This window comes from Corynebacterium sp. zg-331, from assembly GCF_014267345.1.
Taxonomy (GTDB): Bacteria; Actinomycetota; Actinomycetes; order Mycobacteriales; family Mycobacteriaceae; genus Corynebacterium.
The window spans coordinates 104814-118880 of sequence record NZ_JACMYD010000003.1 but is presented as its reverse complement, the minus strand read 5'-3'; the positions used below and the strand labels follow the sequence as shown (position 1 = coordinate 118880).

General features: G+C 66.9%; 18 protein-coding genes. 9 read left to right on the top strand and 9 right to left on the bottom strand.

All coding sequences use genetic code 11. The annotated features are described in order from the left end of the window. Positions 1-24 precede the first annotated feature (24 nt). Together H7347_RS05130 and H7347_RS05125 are read right to left on the bottom strand one after the other, a co-directional pair. Positions 25-885, bottom strand: coding sequence for a MetQ/NlpA family ABC transporter substrate-binding protein (locus H7347_RS05130; protein WP_152821935.1), 861 nt, complete (start codon positions 883-885; stop codon positions 25-27). Between the two features lie 112 nt (positions 886-997). Further along, positions 998-1471, bottom strand: coding sequence for a tRNA (cytidine(34)-2'-O)-methyltransferase (locus H7347_RS05125; protein WP_186337272.1), 474 nt, complete (start codon positions 1469-1471; stop codon positions 998-1000). A gap of 34 nt (positions 1472-1505) precedes the next feature. Here H7347_RS05125 and H7347_RS05120 point away from each other — a divergent pair, with 34 nt between their 5' ends. After that, positions 1506-2363 (top strand): bifunctional methylenetetrahydrofolate dehydrogenase/methenyltetrahydrofolate cyclohydrolase, encoded by an 858-nt coding sequence (locus H7347_RS05120; RefSeq protein ID WP_186337271.1) that lies wholly within the window; start codon positions 1506-1508, stop codon positions 2361-2363. After that, entirely contained in the window at positions 2353-2679 is a 327-nt protein-coding gene (locus tag H7347_RS05115; protein ID WP_152821930.1) for a DUF3017 domain-containing protein, read from the top strand. The genes H7347_RS05120 and H7347_RS05115 overlap by 11 nt, the downstream gene beginning before the upstream one ends. Here the strand turns inward: H7347_RS05115 and H7347_RS05110 are convergent. The 3 genes from H7347_RS05110 to H7347_RS05100 all read right to left on the bottom strand — a co-directional run bounded on the left by H7347_RS05110 (position 2676) and on the right by H7347_RS05100 (position 5713). Then, complete coding sequence (locus H7347_RS05110) at positions 2676-3764, bottom strand: homoserine O-acetyltransferase (RefSeq protein WP_152821929.1); 1089 nt, start codon at positions 3762-3764, stop codon at positions 2676-2678. The two genes, H7347_RS05115 and H7347_RS05110, sit on opposite strands and share 4 nt — an antisense overlap. Positions 3765-3833: 69 nt before the next feature. After that, a complete protein-coding gene (locus H7347_RS05105; RefSeq protein ID WP_152821927.1) occupies positions 3834-4283 on the bottom strand; it encodes a DUF4442 domain-containing protein in 450 nt (149 codons plus the stop codon). A gap of 113 nt (positions 4284-4396) precedes the next feature. Then, on the bottom strand, positions 4397-5713 hold the full coding sequence (locus H7347_RS05100; protein ID WP_152821925.1) for an O-acetylhomoserine/O-acetylserine sulfhydrylase: 1317 nt from the start codon (positions 5711-5713) through the stop codon (positions 4397-4399). A gap of 212 nt (positions 5714-5925) precedes the next feature. Between H7347_RS05100 and H7347_RS05095 the strand changes: the two genes are divergently transcribed. From H7347_RS05095 to H7347_RS05080, 4 genes are read left to right on the top strand one after another with little or no spacing between them, the layout of a single operon-like run. Continuing rightward, on the top strand, positions 5926-8088 hold the full coding sequence (locus tag H7347_RS05095) for a carbon starvation CstA family protein (RefSeq protein ID WP_227659025.1): 2163 nt from the start codon (positions 5926-5928) through the stop codon (positions 8086-8088). Continuing rightward, positions 8085-8267, top strand: coding sequence for a YbdD/YjiX family protein (locus H7347_RS05090; protein WP_186337269.1), 183 nt, complete (start codon positions 8085-8087; stop codon positions 8265-8267). Before H7347_RS05095 ends, H7347_RS05090 begins: the two co-directional genes overlap by 4 nt. Positions 8268-8326: 59 nt before the next feature. Beyond that, positions 8327-8569: a type II toxin-antitoxin system Phd/YefM family antitoxin gene (locus tag H7347_RS05085; RefSeq protein WP_152821924.1), complete on the top strand. Its 243-nt coding sequence runs from the start codon at positions 8327-8329 to the stop codon at positions 8567-8569. After that, on the top strand, positions 8563-8835 hold the full coding sequence (locus tag H7347_RS05080) for a Txe/YoeB family addiction module toxin (protein WP_152821922.1): 273 nt from the start codon (positions 8563-8565) through the stop codon (positions 8833-8835). Before H7347_RS05085 ends, H7347_RS05080 begins: the two co-directional genes overlap by 7 nt. Positions 8836-8892: 57 nt before the next feature. On the opposite strand, the gene H7347_RS05075 is transcribed toward H7347_RS05080, so the two are convergent. From H7347_RS05075 to H7347_RS10715, 4 genes are all read right to left on the bottom strand, one after another. Continuing rightward, positions 8893-11112: an NADP-dependent isocitrate dehydrogenase gene (locus tag H7347_RS05075; RefSeq protein ID WP_152821920.1), complete on the bottom strand. Its 2220-nt coding sequence runs from the start codon at positions 11110-11112 to the stop codon at positions 8893-8895. An 89-nt stretch (positions 11113-11201) separates the two neighbouring features. Next, positions 11202-11357 carry an SIP domain-containing protein gene (locus tag H7347_RS10725; RefSeq protein ID WP_370513921.1) on the bottom strand — a complete coding sequence of 52 codons (156 nt, stop codon included), beginning with the start codon at positions 11355-11357 and terminating at the stop codon, positions 11202-11204. 130 nt (positions 11358-11487) lie between these two features. Further along, a complete protein-coding gene (locus H7347_RS10720) occupies positions 11488-11631 on the bottom strand; it encodes a siderophore-interacting protein (RefSeq protein WP_152821916.1) in 144 nt (47 codons plus the stop codon). 30 nt (positions 11632-11661) lie between these two features. Then, positions 11662-11841 (bottom strand): hypothetical protein, encoded by a 180-nt coding sequence (locus H7347_RS10715; RefSeq protein ID WP_152821914.1) that lies wholly within the window; start codon positions 11839-11841, stop codon positions 11662-11664. A 105-nt stretch (positions 11842-11946) separates the two neighbouring features. Here H7347_RS10715 and H7347_RS05055 point away from each other — a divergent pair, with 105 nt between their 5' ends. From H7347_RS05055 to H7347_RS05045, 3 genes are all read left to right on the top strand, one after another. After that, positions 11947-12858, top strand: coding sequence for an exodeoxyribonuclease III (locus H7347_RS05055; RefSeq protein WP_152822167.1), 912 nt, complete (start codon positions 11947-11949; stop codon positions 12856-12858). Beyond that, a complete protein-coding gene (locus H7347_RS05050) occupies positions 12858-13736 on the top strand; it encodes a trimeric intracellular cation channel family protein (RefSeq protein WP_152821912.1) in 879 nt (292 codons plus the stop codon). The genes H7347_RS05055 and H7347_RS05050 overlap by 1 nt, the downstream gene beginning before the upstream one ends. A gap of 72 nt (positions 13737-13808) precedes the next feature. Next, positions 13809-13985 (top strand): hypothetical protein, encoded by a 177-nt coding sequence (locus H7347_RS05045; RefSeq protein WP_370513920.1) that lies wholly within the window; start codon positions 13809-13811, stop codon positions 13983-13985. The last annotated feature ends 82 nt before the right edge of the window (positions 13986-14067 follow it).

Below are 14067 nucleotides of genomic sequence, written 5' to 3'. Positions count from 1 at the left end.
TCCTCGATCTCGGGCCGGGGTCGCCTACTTGGCGGCGCGCAGGTCCTTTTCCAGGTTGTCCAGGATGCCCTGAAGCTCCTCGGCGGGGCGCTCCACGGACACGGAGGTGCCCTTGGAGTCCTCGGCCACGGCGGCCTGCACTTCCGGATCGTGCCAGATCTCCACCAGCTTAGCGATGTCCTCGTTGTCCTTGTCCTCCGCCTTGGTGACAAAGACGTTGATGTAGGGCTCGGCCAGCTTGTTGGTGGGATCATCCTGGTAGACGGAGCTATTGGGGTCGATGCCCGCGCGATCCAGGAAGTTATTGTTGATGATAGAGGGGCGGCCCTCGCCGTAGGTCACGGCGGTCTGGGCGGCGTCCACGGTGGTGACGCTGACCTTGGAGGCGGCCTCGTTGATGTCCGCCGGGGTGGGATCGAGCAGATCCTTGGACTTCAGGGTGAGCAGCCCGGCCTGCACCAGAACGTTGATGGCGCGGCCCTGGTTCACGGTGTCATTGGGGATGACGATGGTCTGCCCCTCGATCCCCTCCAGGGAGGAGTGGTCCTTCCAGAAGAGCGCCAGCGGCACGATCTCGGTGGCACCGATGGGGGCGAGGTCCTGGTTGGCGCCCACGTTGTAGTTGGCCAGGAACTTCAGGTGCTGGAAGAGATTGACGTCCAGCTCGCCCTGGGCCAGGGCGTCGTTGGGGGTGTTGTAATCCCCAAACTCGGTGGTCTTGAGCTTGATGCCGGCGTCGGCGGCCTTGTTCTCAAAGACCTTCCACGCCCCGCGGGCGGAATCGGTGGTGCCGATGCGGATGGCATCGGAGCTTGAGCAGGCGGCCAGCCCGGTGGTGGCGAGCGTGGCGGCGACTCCGGCGGCGATCAGGCGGCGAAGCTTCATGGGGCGAGGTCCTTTCCTCGTATTCCTGAAATGTCTCATAGCACGATAGCAGTCGCCGTACCGCTTAGTCTATTAAGTCCAAGGCGTGCGGTCTGTCCGCCGCGCGGCAACGTTAGAGCGCATCCGGGAACCCCAGCTGCCGCCAGGCCTCAAAGACGGCGACGGCCGCCGAATTGGACAAATTCATCGAGCGCCGCGCCGGGAGCATGGGAATGCGCACCCGCCGGGTGACCCGGGGGTGGGCCATGTGCTCCTCGGGCAGGCCGGTGGGCTCGGTGCCGAAGAGGAGGGCGTCGCCCGGGCGATAGCGCACCGAGGAATGCCAGATGGACGACGCCGAGGTGAAGGCGAACACGCGCGAGTCCGGCAGCGCCGCGAGGCAGGACCCCAGATCGGGGTGGATGCGTACCTCCGCGAGGTCGTGATAATCCAGGCCCGCGCGTTTGAGGTGCTTATCGTCGAAGTTGAAGCCCAGCGGCTCCACCAGGTGCAGGTGGGCGCCGGTGTTGGCGCACAGGCGAATGGCGTTGCCGGTATTGCCGGGGATGACCGGGTTATCAAAGATGACGTGAAAGGGCGCGGGCATGGCCTTTATTCTAGGGGCAGGCATAATGGGTGCCGTGACTGCGATCAAATTGGATGGACAACTCTACCGCGCCGAGCTGCTGGCGGATCTGCGCCGCCGCGTGGCCGCCCTGCGAGAGAAGGGAATCGCCCCCGGCCTGGCCACCGTGCTGGTGGGCGAGGACCCCGGCAGCCAAAACTACGTGCGGATGAAGCACCGAGATTGCGAGGAGGTGGGCATCGCCTCCCTGCGCCGCGACCTGCCCGCCGAGACCACGCAGGAAGAGCTAGAGGCCGTGATCGACGAACTCAACGGCGATCCCGCCTGCACCGGCTACATTGTGCAGCTGCCCCTGCCTGGGCACCTCGACGAAAACGCGATCCTGGAGCGCATCGACCCCGCCAAGGATGCCGACGGCCTGCACCCGGTGAACCTGGGCAAGCTCGTCCTTGGGGAACCCGCCCCGCTGCCGTGCACCCCCCACGGCGCGATCGCGTTGCTGCGCCGCTTTGGCGTGGAACTCGATGGGGCCAAGGTGGTGGTCATCGGCCGCGGCGTGACGGTGGGCCGTCCCATCGGCCTCATGCTCACTCGCCGCTCGGAGAATGCCACCGTGACCCTGTGCCACACCGGCACCAAGGATCTGGCCGCCGAAACCCGCGCCGCGGACGTGATCATCGCCGCCGCCGGGCAGCCCCACATGCTCACCGCGGACATGATTAAACCGGGCGCGGCGCTGCTCGACGTTGGCGTCTCCCGGGTAGACGGCAAGACCACCGGCGACGTTCACCCGGACTGCTGGGAGGTGGCCGGGGCCATCTCCCCCAATCCCGGCGGGGTGGGTCCCATGACGCGCACCTTCCTCATGGCTAACATCGTGGAGCGGGCGGAACGCCTCGCCGATGCCTCCTAGCCCTTACCTCGATAATCCCCACGACGCGACCCTTGCCCCCTCGCGTCTGCCGCGCGGGGTGCAGTGCGCCATGCTCGGGGCCTTCCTGCTGGGCCTGGCGCTCAGCGCGCTCTTTGCCTTTACCGAACACTGGCGACGCGCCACCGTGACGCTGGGGGCCGCACTGCTCTGGTTGGCCCTGGTGCGGCTGCTGTGCGACTCCCGTCTGGTGGGGATCTTCGCGGTGCGCTCCCGCCGCTTCGACGTCCTCTTTGACACCCTGCTGGGCGGGGGCATGGCCTTCTTCGCGCTCTCGGTGGATTCCCTGGGCAGCTAGGCGGGCGCCCGCCCCAGGAAGTCGCGGATGATCCGGTCCATCTGGCGGGTCTCCGCGAGGAAGGCGTCGTGCCCCACGGGGGAGACGATCTTGGCCATGCCCAGCAGGTTGCCGAGGTTGCGCGAGAGATGCTCCTGCTGGTGGTAGGGATACAGGATGTCCGTGTCCACCCCCGCCACGAACGTGGGGGTGACGATGGCCGCCAGGGCCTTGTTGAGGCCGCCGCGGCCCCGGCCGATGTCATGGCGATTGAGGGCGTCGGTCAGCGTCACGTAGGAACCGGCGTCGAAGCGCCGGGCCAGCTTGTCCGCCTGGTGATCCAGGTAACTCTCCACGGCAAAGCGCTGCTGGGGGCTGCGAAACGCCCCGCACGGGTTTTCGCCCTGCTGGGCGCGGGTGCCAAAGCGCTCGTCGAGCTCCAGTTCCCCTCGGTAGGTCAGGTGCGCGATGCGCCGCGCGGTGGCCAGGCCGCCCAGCGGGGCCTCGTCGGTGTCGTAGTAGTCCCCGCCGTGCCAGCGGGGATCGTTTTCCACCGCCGCGATCTGGGCCGATTGAATCCCGATCTGCCAGGCGCTCGCCCGCGCGGACACCGCGAAGACCCCCGCCGCGCCGAGCCGCTCGGGGTAGAGGGCCGCCCACTCCAGGGTGCGCGCCCCGCCCATCGAGCCGCCGAGGATCGCGTGAACCCGCTCGATGCCCAGCGCCCGGAGAAAGAGGCGCTCCGCGCGCACCTGATCCCTGATGGAAAGGGCGGGAAAGCGCGAACCCCATCGGCCCGGCGAATCCGGGTGCGGAGAGGAAGGGCCGGTGGAGCCCTGGCAGCCGCCCAGCACGTTGGTGCTGATCACGCAGTAACGGCGGGTGTTCAGCGCGCGCTCCGGCCCCAACAGTTCCCCCCACCACTGATCCACGCGGGAATCCCCGGTGAGGGCGTGCTCCACCAGTAGGACGTTGGAGTGATCCGGCAGTGGGGTACCCCAGCGCTGGTAGGCGATCTGCGCGCCGGGGATGGCGGCCCCGGCTTCCGTGGTGAAGGTGCCGATGGGCACGGTGGTAAGGGCGCCCTCGGCCGCGAGGTGATGCATGGCGAGCCTTCCGCTAGACAACTCTGTATAGACAGCTTGGTTCGTTATCGTAGCGGAAAGCGCGGTGGGCTAGTGGTTTTTCTTTCGGTAATACACCTGGCGCCGGATGCGGGCCACCACGTCGCCCTCCTCGTCGATGAGATCCACCTCGAACCAGTGCAGGTACTTGGAACCGTCGGCGGTCTTGCGCCGGATCAGATCCAGGGTGGCGTCGTCGATGGAGATGTCCGCGCTAATCCGGCTGCGCCCCGGCTTGAGGAACTGCGCCTCCGTGCCCACGTCCCAGATGTAATAATCCGACCCCAGCCCATACAGGGAGACCAGCATGAAGAAGGGGTCGATCATCGACAACATGGTGCCGCCGAAGGCCGTGCCCACCGCGTTGCGGGTGAACCTATTGGGCTTGTAGGTGATAAGAAAGCGCGAGCCGTCCGCCGCGGCCTCCTTGACCTTGACCCCGGCGCCCAGAAACGGCGGCCACAGGTGCATGAAACGGGCGAGGGTGCGGGGTGCGAACATGCGATACGGATGCCTTTGCTATCGGTGTAAATGTGACCTGGGTCAATATACTAGCAAGATCGTCGTCGCACCCGCGCGTGACGCATGAGTACCCCTGTGGCACCACGGGGGTGTCAGAGCGCCCGGAAGCCGAGGTCGAGGTCCGCCAGGATGTCCTCGATGTGCTCGATGCCCACCGAGAGGCGAATCGTGGCCGGAGAGATGCCGGCGCGGGCCAACCCGTGCTCGTCGGACTGCGAGTGCGTGGTGGTGGCCGGGTGGGCCACCAGGGAGCGCACGTCCCCGATGTTGGCGAGGTTGGAGTGTAGGCGCAGGGCGTCGATGAAGCGCCACGCCTCGTCTTGCCCGCCGGCAATGTCGAAGGAAAGCACCGAGCCGGTGTGGGCCAGGCCCAGCTTCTCCTTGACCTGGTACCAGGGGGAATCTGGCAGGCCGGCGTAGTTCACCCTGGTCACGGCCTCCTGCGTGGCGAGATACTCGGCCACCGCGCGGGCGTTGGTGTTGTGCCGCTCCACGCGCAGGCTCAGGGTGTCCAGGCCCTGCAGCGTTACCCAGGCGTTGAAGGGGGAAAGGGTGGCGCCGGTATCGCGCAGCAGGCCCGCCCGGGCCTTGAGTCCGTAGGCGACGTCGCCCAGGTCGGCGTAGCGCAGGCCGTGGTAGGCGGGATCGGGAATGACAAAGTGGGGGAATACCGGCTGGCCGTCGCGTTCGACCGTCCAGTCGAAGGAGCCGCCATCGATCAGGATGCCGCCGATGCCGGAGCCGTTGCCGGTGTAAAACTTGGTCAGCGAGGCCACCACCACGTCCGCGCCGAGCTCCAGGGGGCGCACCACGGCGGCCGTGGCGATGGTGTTATCCACGATCAGCGGCACCCGGTGGGCGTGCGCCACCTCCGCGACAGCGGGAATGTCCAGGATGTCCGCCTGGGGGTTGGCAAAGGTCTCCCCGTAGAAGGCCTTGGTGTTCGGGCGCGCGGCGGCTGCCCAGGAGGCGGGATCGTCCGGGTCGTCCACGAAGGTGACCTCGATGCCCAGGCGGGCCAGGGTGGATTGGAAGAGGGTCTCCGTGCCGCCGTAGAGGCGCGGGGAGGTGACGATGTGATCCCCGGCGGAGGCCAGGTTGAGGATCGCGGCGGTCTCCGCCGCCTGCCCGGAGGCGAAGGCCACGGCGTGGGTGCCGCCCTCCAGGGAGGCCAGGCGGTTTTCCAGGGCCTCCGTGGTGGGGTTGGTCAGGCGCGAGTAGATGGGGCCGGCGTCTTCCAGGGCAAAGCGCTGCTTGGCGTGCTCGGCGGAGTTGAACACGTAGGAGCTGGTGAGGTGGATGGGTTGATTGCGCGAGGAGGTGTCGGAATCCACGGACTGCCCGGCGTGAATGGAGCGGGTCTCAAAGTTCCACTGGGCGGCCTGCGAATTGTCGTACTTGGTGGTCATGATCTGCCTTTCCGTGCGGGTGGGGACGTTGGCACACCACCCTAATGAACCGCTCTGTCTATGTGGAAGATTTATATTCACCAGGCCCCGCCCTGTATCTTCAAGTGCAATTCGAGGTGAAAGTTAGTCCCCTCACAGCGGGGCGTGGTCAAGGCAAAGGAGGCGCGGTGGAGGTTCTGCGCAATGAGGCCACGGGCGCTCCCGTGGGCGTGATGGGACAGCGACCCTCGGCGGCATCGAGGGTGGTCATGCTGCTCATCGCCGTGATCGCCGCCGCGGGCTGGGCGATGATCGCCCTGCACCGAGGGGAGACCATTAGCTCGGTGTGGCTGGTGGCCGCGGCCGTGGGCTCCTATATTATCGCCTATACCTTTTATTCCCGGCTGATCGCCACCAAGGTGGTGCGCCCCCGCGATGATCGCGCCACCCCCGCCGAGCGGCACGCCGACGGCAAGGACTTCGTGCCCACCGATCGCCGCGTACTCTTCGGCCACCACTTCGCCGCCATCGCGGGGGCCGGGCCGCTGGTGGGGCCGGTCATGGCCGCCCAGATGGGCTACCTGCCGTCCACCCTGTGGATCGTCCTCGGCGTGATCTTCGCCGGGGCGGTGCAGGACTACCTCGTGCTATGGGTGTCCACGCGCCGCCGGGGCCGCTCCCTGGGGCAGATGGTGCGCGACGAGATAGGCCGCGTGGGCGGGGCGGCGGGCATCGTCGCGGTAACCGCCATCATGATTATCATCATCGCGGTGCTGGCCCTGATCGTGGTCAATGCGTTGGCGCACAGCCCCTGGGGCGTGTTCTCCATCGCCATGACCATCCCGATCGCGCTATTCATGGGTCTCTACATGCGCTACCTGCGGCCCGGACGGATCGTGGAGGTCTCCGCCCTCGGCGTGGTGCTCCTCGTGGCCGCCATCGTCGCCGGCGGCTGGGTGGCCCAAACCCCCTGGGGCGCGCAATGGTTCATGCTCTCCCCCGTGGTGCTGGCCTGGTGCCTCATTGCTTACGGCGTGGTGGCCGCCCTGCTGCCGGTGTGGCTGCTGCTCGCCCCGCGCGACTACCTCTCTACCTTCATGAAGATCGGGGTGATCGCCCTGCTGGCCGTGGGCATCCTCATCGTGCGCCCCGAGGTGCAGATGCCCGCGATCACCGACTTCGCCCGCGAGGGCGGGGGCCCGGTGTTCTCCGGCTCGCTGTTCCCCTTCCTCTTCATCACTATCGCCTGCGGCGCGCTCTCCGGGTTCCACGCCCTGATCTCGTCTGGCACCACGCCCAAGCTGGTGGAAAAGGAATCCCAGATGCGCATGATTGGCTACGGCGGCATGCTCATGGAATCCTTCGTGGCGATCATGGCGCTCATTGCCGCCGTGGTGATCGACCGCCACATGTACTTCGTCATGAACGCCCCCGCCACCCTCACCGGCGGCGCGGCCGACACCGCCGCCACCTGGGTGAACTCCCTCGGCCTGCCCGGGTCAGACCTCACCACCCAGCGGCTTACCGACGCCGCCGCGGCCGTGGGGGAGGAGACCATCATCTCGCGCACCGGCGGAGCGCCCACCCTGGCCTACGGCATGTCCGAGATCCTCACCGAGGTCTTTGGCAACGCCTCCCTCCAGGCATTCTGGTACCACTTTGCCATCATGTTCGAGGCGCTGTTCATCCTCACCACCGTGGACGCGGGCACCCGCGTGGCCCGATTCATGATGACCGACACCCTGGCCGCCGTGCCCGGCCTGCGCCGCTTCCGAGATCCCTCCTGGACCCCCGGCAGCTGGATCGCCACCTTCCTGGTGTGTGGGCTGTGGGGTGCCATCCTGCTCATGGGGGTCAGCGACCCCCTCGGCGGCATCAACGTCCTCTTCCCGCTCTTTGGCATCGCCAACCAGCTGCTCGCCGCCATCGCGCTCTCCCTGGTGCTCGTGGTGGTGGTGAAGAAGGGCCTGTATCGGTGGGTCTGGATTCCCGGCCTGCCCCTGGCCTGGGACCTGGTGGTGACCATGACGGCCTCCTGGCACAAGATCTTCTCCGCCGACCCCACCATCGGCTACTGGGCGCAGCACCGCCGCTTCCGCGACGCCCTGGATCAGGGCCTGGAGGCCTTCGACAGCGCCTCCTCCCGCGAGGCGATGGCGGCCGTGGTGCGCAACACCGCCGTGCAGGGCGTGCTCTCCATCGTGTTCGTGGTGCTGGTGCTCGTGGTGGTCGCCGCCGCCGTGGCCGCCTGCGCGCGGGCGATCCGGGTGCGGGCCGCCGGTGGGCAGCCGCAGACCAGCGAGGAGCCCTTTGCACCCTCCAATCTGTTCGCCCCCGCCGGGCTCGTGGCCACCAGGGCGGAGAAGGAGATCGAAAAGGAGCTGCTGCGCGCGTGAGGGGCCTGCTGAAGAAAGCGTACTGGTACGTGGCGGAAATACTGGGGGAGAACGCCTACCGGCACTACGTGGAGCACCTGCGCGCCCACCACCCCGAGGCCTCGGTGCCCACCGAGCGGGAGTTCTGGCGGGCCACCTGGGCGGAGCAGGGGGCCAACCCGGGGGTAAGGTGTTGCTAGGGGGTGCCCGGGGGTATGTACATTGTCGATACGCACGTTATCCCGTACGCTTCGGTGGTATGGCAAGTACCACATCCACCGCTGCCCGCGCTAACTTGTATCGCTTGATTGATAAGGTAAACGAGCATTCAGATCCACTTCTCATCACGGGACAGCGCCACAACGCGGTACTGGTGGGCGAAGAGGACTGGCGGGCTATTCAAGAGACCTTGTACCTGACATCCATTCCTGGCATGGTGGAATCCCTGCGTGAGGCTGAGGCTGAAGGCGTTCAGGGGGGTTCCACGGAGCTGGAATGGTAGGCCCGGAATGGCGGATTGTGTATTCAAAGCGTGCGCAAAAGGACGCGCGAAACCTTTCCGCTGCGGGGTTAAAATCTAAAGCGCAGGCTCTGCTTCGCCTTTTAGAGCGTGATCCGCTGGCCACTCCTCCGCCTTGTGAGAAGCTGGTGGGTAATCTCACCGGATACTTCTCCCGCAGGATCAACATTCAGCACCGGCTGGTTTATAAGATCCTTGAGGAGGAGAAAACCGTGCTGGTGCTGCGCATGTGGAGCCACTACGAATGATGTGTAAAGGGAGGGTATCCGCTTGGGGTCCCTCCCCTGCCGGGAGAGGGAAACTATCTACCCCTTAATCCCATCAATGATCTCGTTGAACGCCGCCGAGGGGCGCATGATGGCGGTGGTCTTGGCCTCGTCGGGCCAATAGTAGCCGCCGAGGTCGGCGGGCTGGCCCTGGGCGGCGATCAGCTCGGCGTCGATCTCCTCGGCCTTCTCGGCCAGGGCCTTCGCCACCGGGCCAAAGACCTCGGCCAGGGCGGCGTCCTCGGTCTGCTCGGCCAGGGCCTGCGCCCAGTAGAGGGAGAGCCAGAAGTGGGAGCCGCGGTCGTCGATCTCGCCCACCTTGCGGGAGGGGGACTTGCCCTCGTCGAGTAGGGTCTCGGTGGCGGAGTCCAGCGCGGCGGCCAGCACGGCGGCGCGGTTGTTCTCGTCCTCGCCCTGGGCCACGTGGCGCAGGGACTCGGCCAGCGCCAGGTATTCGCCCAGGGAGTCCCAGCGCAGGTGGTTCTCCTCCTGCACCTGCTGGACGTGCTTGGGCGCGGAGCCGCCCGCGCCGGTCTCAAAGAGCCCGCCGCCGGCCATGAGCGGGACGATGGAGAGCATCTTGGCGGAGGTGCCCAGCTCCAGGATGGGGAAGAGGTCGGTGTTGTAGTCGCGCAGCACGTTGCCGGTCACCGAGATGGTGTCCTCTCCCCGGCGCAGGCGCTCCACGCTGAGCTTGGTGGCCTCCACGGGGGAGAGGATGCGGATGTCCAGGCCCTCGGTGTCGTGCTCCTTGAGGTACTTCTGCACCAGGTCGGTGAGGTTGCGGTCGTGGGCGCGCTCCGGGTCGAGCCAGAAGACAGCGGGCGTCTCGGAGAGGCGGGCGCGGGTGACGGCCAGCTTCACCCAGTCGCGGATGGGGGCGTCCTTGGTCTGGCAGGCGCGCCAGATGTCCTCGGCCTCCACCTCGTGAGAGATCAGCACCTCACCGGCGGCGTTGCGCACCTCCACCCGGCCGTCGGCGGGGATCTTGAAGGTCTTGTTGTGGGAGCCGTACTCCTCGGCCTTCTGGGCCATGAGGCCCACGTTGGGCACGGTGCCCATCGTGGTGGGGTCGAAGGCGCCGTGGGCCTTGCAGTCCTCGATCACGGCCTGGTACACCCCGGCGTAGGAGGAGTCGGGGATCACGGCCAGGGTGTCCTGCTCCTGGTCGTCCTTGTTCCACATGTGCCCGGAGGTGCGGATCATGGCGGGCATGGAGGCGTCGATGATGACGTCGGAGGGCACGTGCAGGTTGGTGATGCCCTTGTGGGAGTTCACCATCGCCAGGTCGGGGCCCTCGGCCAGGGCCTTGTCAAAGGCCGCGCGGATCTCCGCGCCGCCCTCCAGGGACTCCAGGCCGGTGAAGATGGCGGCCAGGCCGTTCTCGCCGTTGAGCCCGGCCTCCTCCAGGGCCTCGCCGTACTGGTCAAAGACGTCCTTGAAGTAGGCGCGCACCACGTGGCCGAAGATGATGGGGTCGGAGACCTTCATCATGGTGGCCTTGAGGTGCGCGGAGAACAGCATCCCTTCCTCCTTGGCGCGGGTCACCTGGGCGGCGAGGAACTCGTCGAGGGCCTTGGCGGAAAGCACCGTGCCGTCGATGACCTCCCCGGAAAGCACCGGCAGGGCCTTCTTCAGGGTGATCTCGTGGCCGTCGCTGCCCACGTGCACGATGGAGAGGGTGTCCTCGGCGGGCATGATGACGGACTTCTCGTTATGGCGGAAGTCGTGAGCGCTCATGGTGGCCACGGCGGTCTTGGAGTCCTTGCTCCACGCGCCCATCGAATGCGGACGCTTGCGGGCGAAGTTCTTGACGGCCTTGGGCGCGCGGCGATCGGAGTTGCCCTCGCGCAGCACGGGATTGACGGCGGAGCCCTTCACGGCGTCGTACCGGGCGCGCACCTCGCGCTCCTGCTCGGAGGAGGGATCCTCGGGATAATCTGGTACGTCAAAGCCCGCGGCCTGGAGCTCCGCGATGGCGCGCTTGAGCTGCGGTAGGGAGGCGGAAATATTGGGCAGCTTAATGATGTTGGCCTCGGGCGTCGTGGCAAGCTCGCCCAGCTCGGCCAGGGCGTCGTCGATGCGCTGCTCGGGGTCGAGGCGCTCCGGGAACTGCGCGAGGATGCGCCCGGCCAGGGAGATGTCCCGCGTTTCTACCTCGATCCCGGCGGTGGAGGCGAAGGCCTCCACGATGGGCTTGAGGGAGTAGGTTGCCAGCAACGGCGCCTCGTCGGTGCGGGTCCAAATGATCTTAGCCATGGTTCTCCTCGTTCTTGGATGCGTCATCTCAACGGCTATCCAGGGTACCCCTAACCAGGGCGTCGGGTGCGCTCGACCTGTGCGCGGCGTCAGTGCGGGGACGCCCCGCGCCGCCAGTAGCCCACGAAGGCCACCTGCGAGCGCGCCACCCCCGCCTTGCCCACGAGGTATCGCCGCAGGCCCCGCACCACGCCGACCTCCCCGGCGATCCGGAAGCGCTCACCGTCCCCCGTGTCCTCGGGCACCTCTTGCAATAACTATGCGCTCTCGCCTACCGAGCGGGGATCGGGCGTCGGGGCCGTGGCAGTGAAGATCCTTGAGGATCCGGGCGATGGCCGGGGCGGCGGTCTCGTCCCCGTAAAGCGCGATCGCGCTTTACCCGGGCGGAACGCGACGCCAGGGGGCGGCCTCGGCGTCACGGCGCGGGCCCTCATCGGAGTGCACGACGAAGTCCATCACCAATTCGGTGCTGCTTGTGTCGGTGGTGGGGCGCAGCGCCCGGATGGAATAGGTGCGCATGTCCCCGCGTTCCCGTTCCGGCGGGGCCAGCTAGTCCCGGTACCAGTTGCGCGACCCCGCGAGGTTGGGGAGGGGGAGAGGGGCGCCGATCTTCGCCATCCCCGACCCGGCCGGGGCGATGCGGGTGAAGTGCGGGGAGAGGCGTCGGGTGTGAAGAACCCGGGCCCGGGCCACCGCGTAGGGTTGGCGTTGTTTCTGCCGGAGGGCCACGGCCTTGGCTCCTTTCCTGGGCTGAGGTAGACCACCCTCACCGAGGGTGCCGCGTGGCGGCCGGATGTATTGGCCATCATCCGTTCGGTGTCTATTGTGGTGCGCATGACGCTGACCGTTACCTCCGTGAATGTCAATGGCGTGCGCGCCGCCACCAAGAAACGCAGCGAGGACAACCTCGGCATGAACGCCTGGCTGGAGGGCAGCCGGCCGGATGTGGTGCTGATGCAGGAGGTGCGCGCGAGTATCGAGCAGACCGAGGCGGCCCTGGCCCCGGTGATGGAGGCCGGCTGGCACTACGTGGGTGCCCCGGCGGTGGCCAAGGGGCGCGCGGGGGTGGGCATCCTCAGCCGTACCCCGCTGCACGAGGTCTCCGTGGGGTTCGGTTCCTTCGCGGATTCCGGCCGGTGGATTGAGGCCACGGTGGAGGCGGAGTTCGGCCCGGTGCGCGTGGCCTCCCTCTACCTTCCCTCCGGCTCCGAGGGCACGGAGAAGCAGGACGAGAAGTACTGCTTCTTCGATGAATTCGAGGAGATCCTGGCCCAGCGCGCGCGGGAATACCCGAACATGGTCATCGGCGGGGATTGGAACGTCTGCCACCGCCGCGAGGATCTGAAGAACTGGAAGGGCAACATGAAAAAGTCCGGCTTCCTCCCGGACGAGCGGGCCTTCATGGACTCCGTGTTTGGCACCTTCCCGGATGATTCCACCCAGGTGGAGGCCGGGATCGGGGAGTACATGGGCGCGGTGGACTACTCGGGCGGCCCGGCCCGCGCGGCGGCGAGCGATCCGCAGTGGTTTGACGTCCATCGCCGCCTCAACCCGGAGGGGCCGGGGCCGTACACCTGGTGGACGTACCGAGGCCAGGCCTTTAATAACGACGCCGGGTGGCGCATCGACTATCAGGCGGCCACGGCCGCCATGATGCAGCGTGCCCAGCGCACCTGGGTGGACAAGGCGGAGGCGGTGGAGCTTCGCTGGTCTGATCATTCGCCGCTCAACGTCGTGTACGCATAATGCTGCTCTCCGTCTTATACGTGGTAGGCATCACCGCGGAGTCCGTCACCGCCGCCCTGTCCGCGGGCCGTCAAAAAATGGACATCTTTGGGGTGGTGATGGTGGCCTGCATGACGGCGCTGGGCGGGGGAGCGGTACGCGACGTGCTGCTCAATAACTATCCCCTGACCTGGGTGGCCCATCCCGTCTACCTCATCATCGTGATCGTCGCGGCGCTGGTGACCATCTCCCTGTCTTTTCTCATGCATTATTTTCGGGTGCTCTTTCTCGTGCTCGATGCGGTGGGGTTGGCCACCTTCTCCGTGTTGGGTACCAGGATCGCCCTGGAATTGGGCCACGGCTTCGTCATCGCCACGGTGGCCTCCGTGGTCACGGGCGTGGCCGGGGGTGTGTTGCGCGATCTCATGTCCGACCGCATGCCCCTGGTCTTTGCCAAGGAGCTGTATGCCTCGATCTCGGTGCTGGTGACCATCACCTACATGGGCCTGCTGGCCTTGAGCGTGCCCGAGCACGCGGTGGTTATCGCGGCACTCGTGGTGGGGTTCGGCTCGCGGTGCCTGGCTATCTACTACGACAAGGGGCTGCCCGTGTTCGAGTACCTGGGCCGCGATCAGCCCATTGACCCGCGCGTGCGGCTGTCCTATCACCTGCTGCGCCGGGGGTGGCGTAGCGCGCGACGACGCTCCGGGTACGACGCCGCCCGGTACGCGCTGCTCAACAGGCAGGCCGGCCGACATCACCGCAAGCCGAAAAACGAGGATATGCAGTGGTCGCTCACCGTGGAGATGGACAATAAAAAGCGCCGCAAGCACGCCCGAGATCAGGTGCAGACCTGGCCGCCGAGGCGGAGTAGGCGCGCCACCCCCGGTAGAGAGTGACTGTGGACGTGTCTTATACTTTTCCTCGATAAGGTTCTTCCCGTTTGATTGGATCTGTATATGGTTGCGATAGTGTTATTCGTTCTCGGGCTGGCCGGGTTGATCGGCGGCTTCTTCTGGGCGGCCGCCGCCGGGCACAGCGTCGTCGCGATCCTGGCGGCCCTGGTGATCGGTGTGGGGGGCTCCCTTATCACCACGGCGTGGGCCATGATCGCCGATAAGATCAGCCCCACCTCGAAGAAGCTCTAAGAACGATAACGCTGGGCACCGGCGCGGCCGGCCTCCCCGAGACGGCAAGGGGAGGTCGGCCGCTTTTGCATTCTATCGTCGG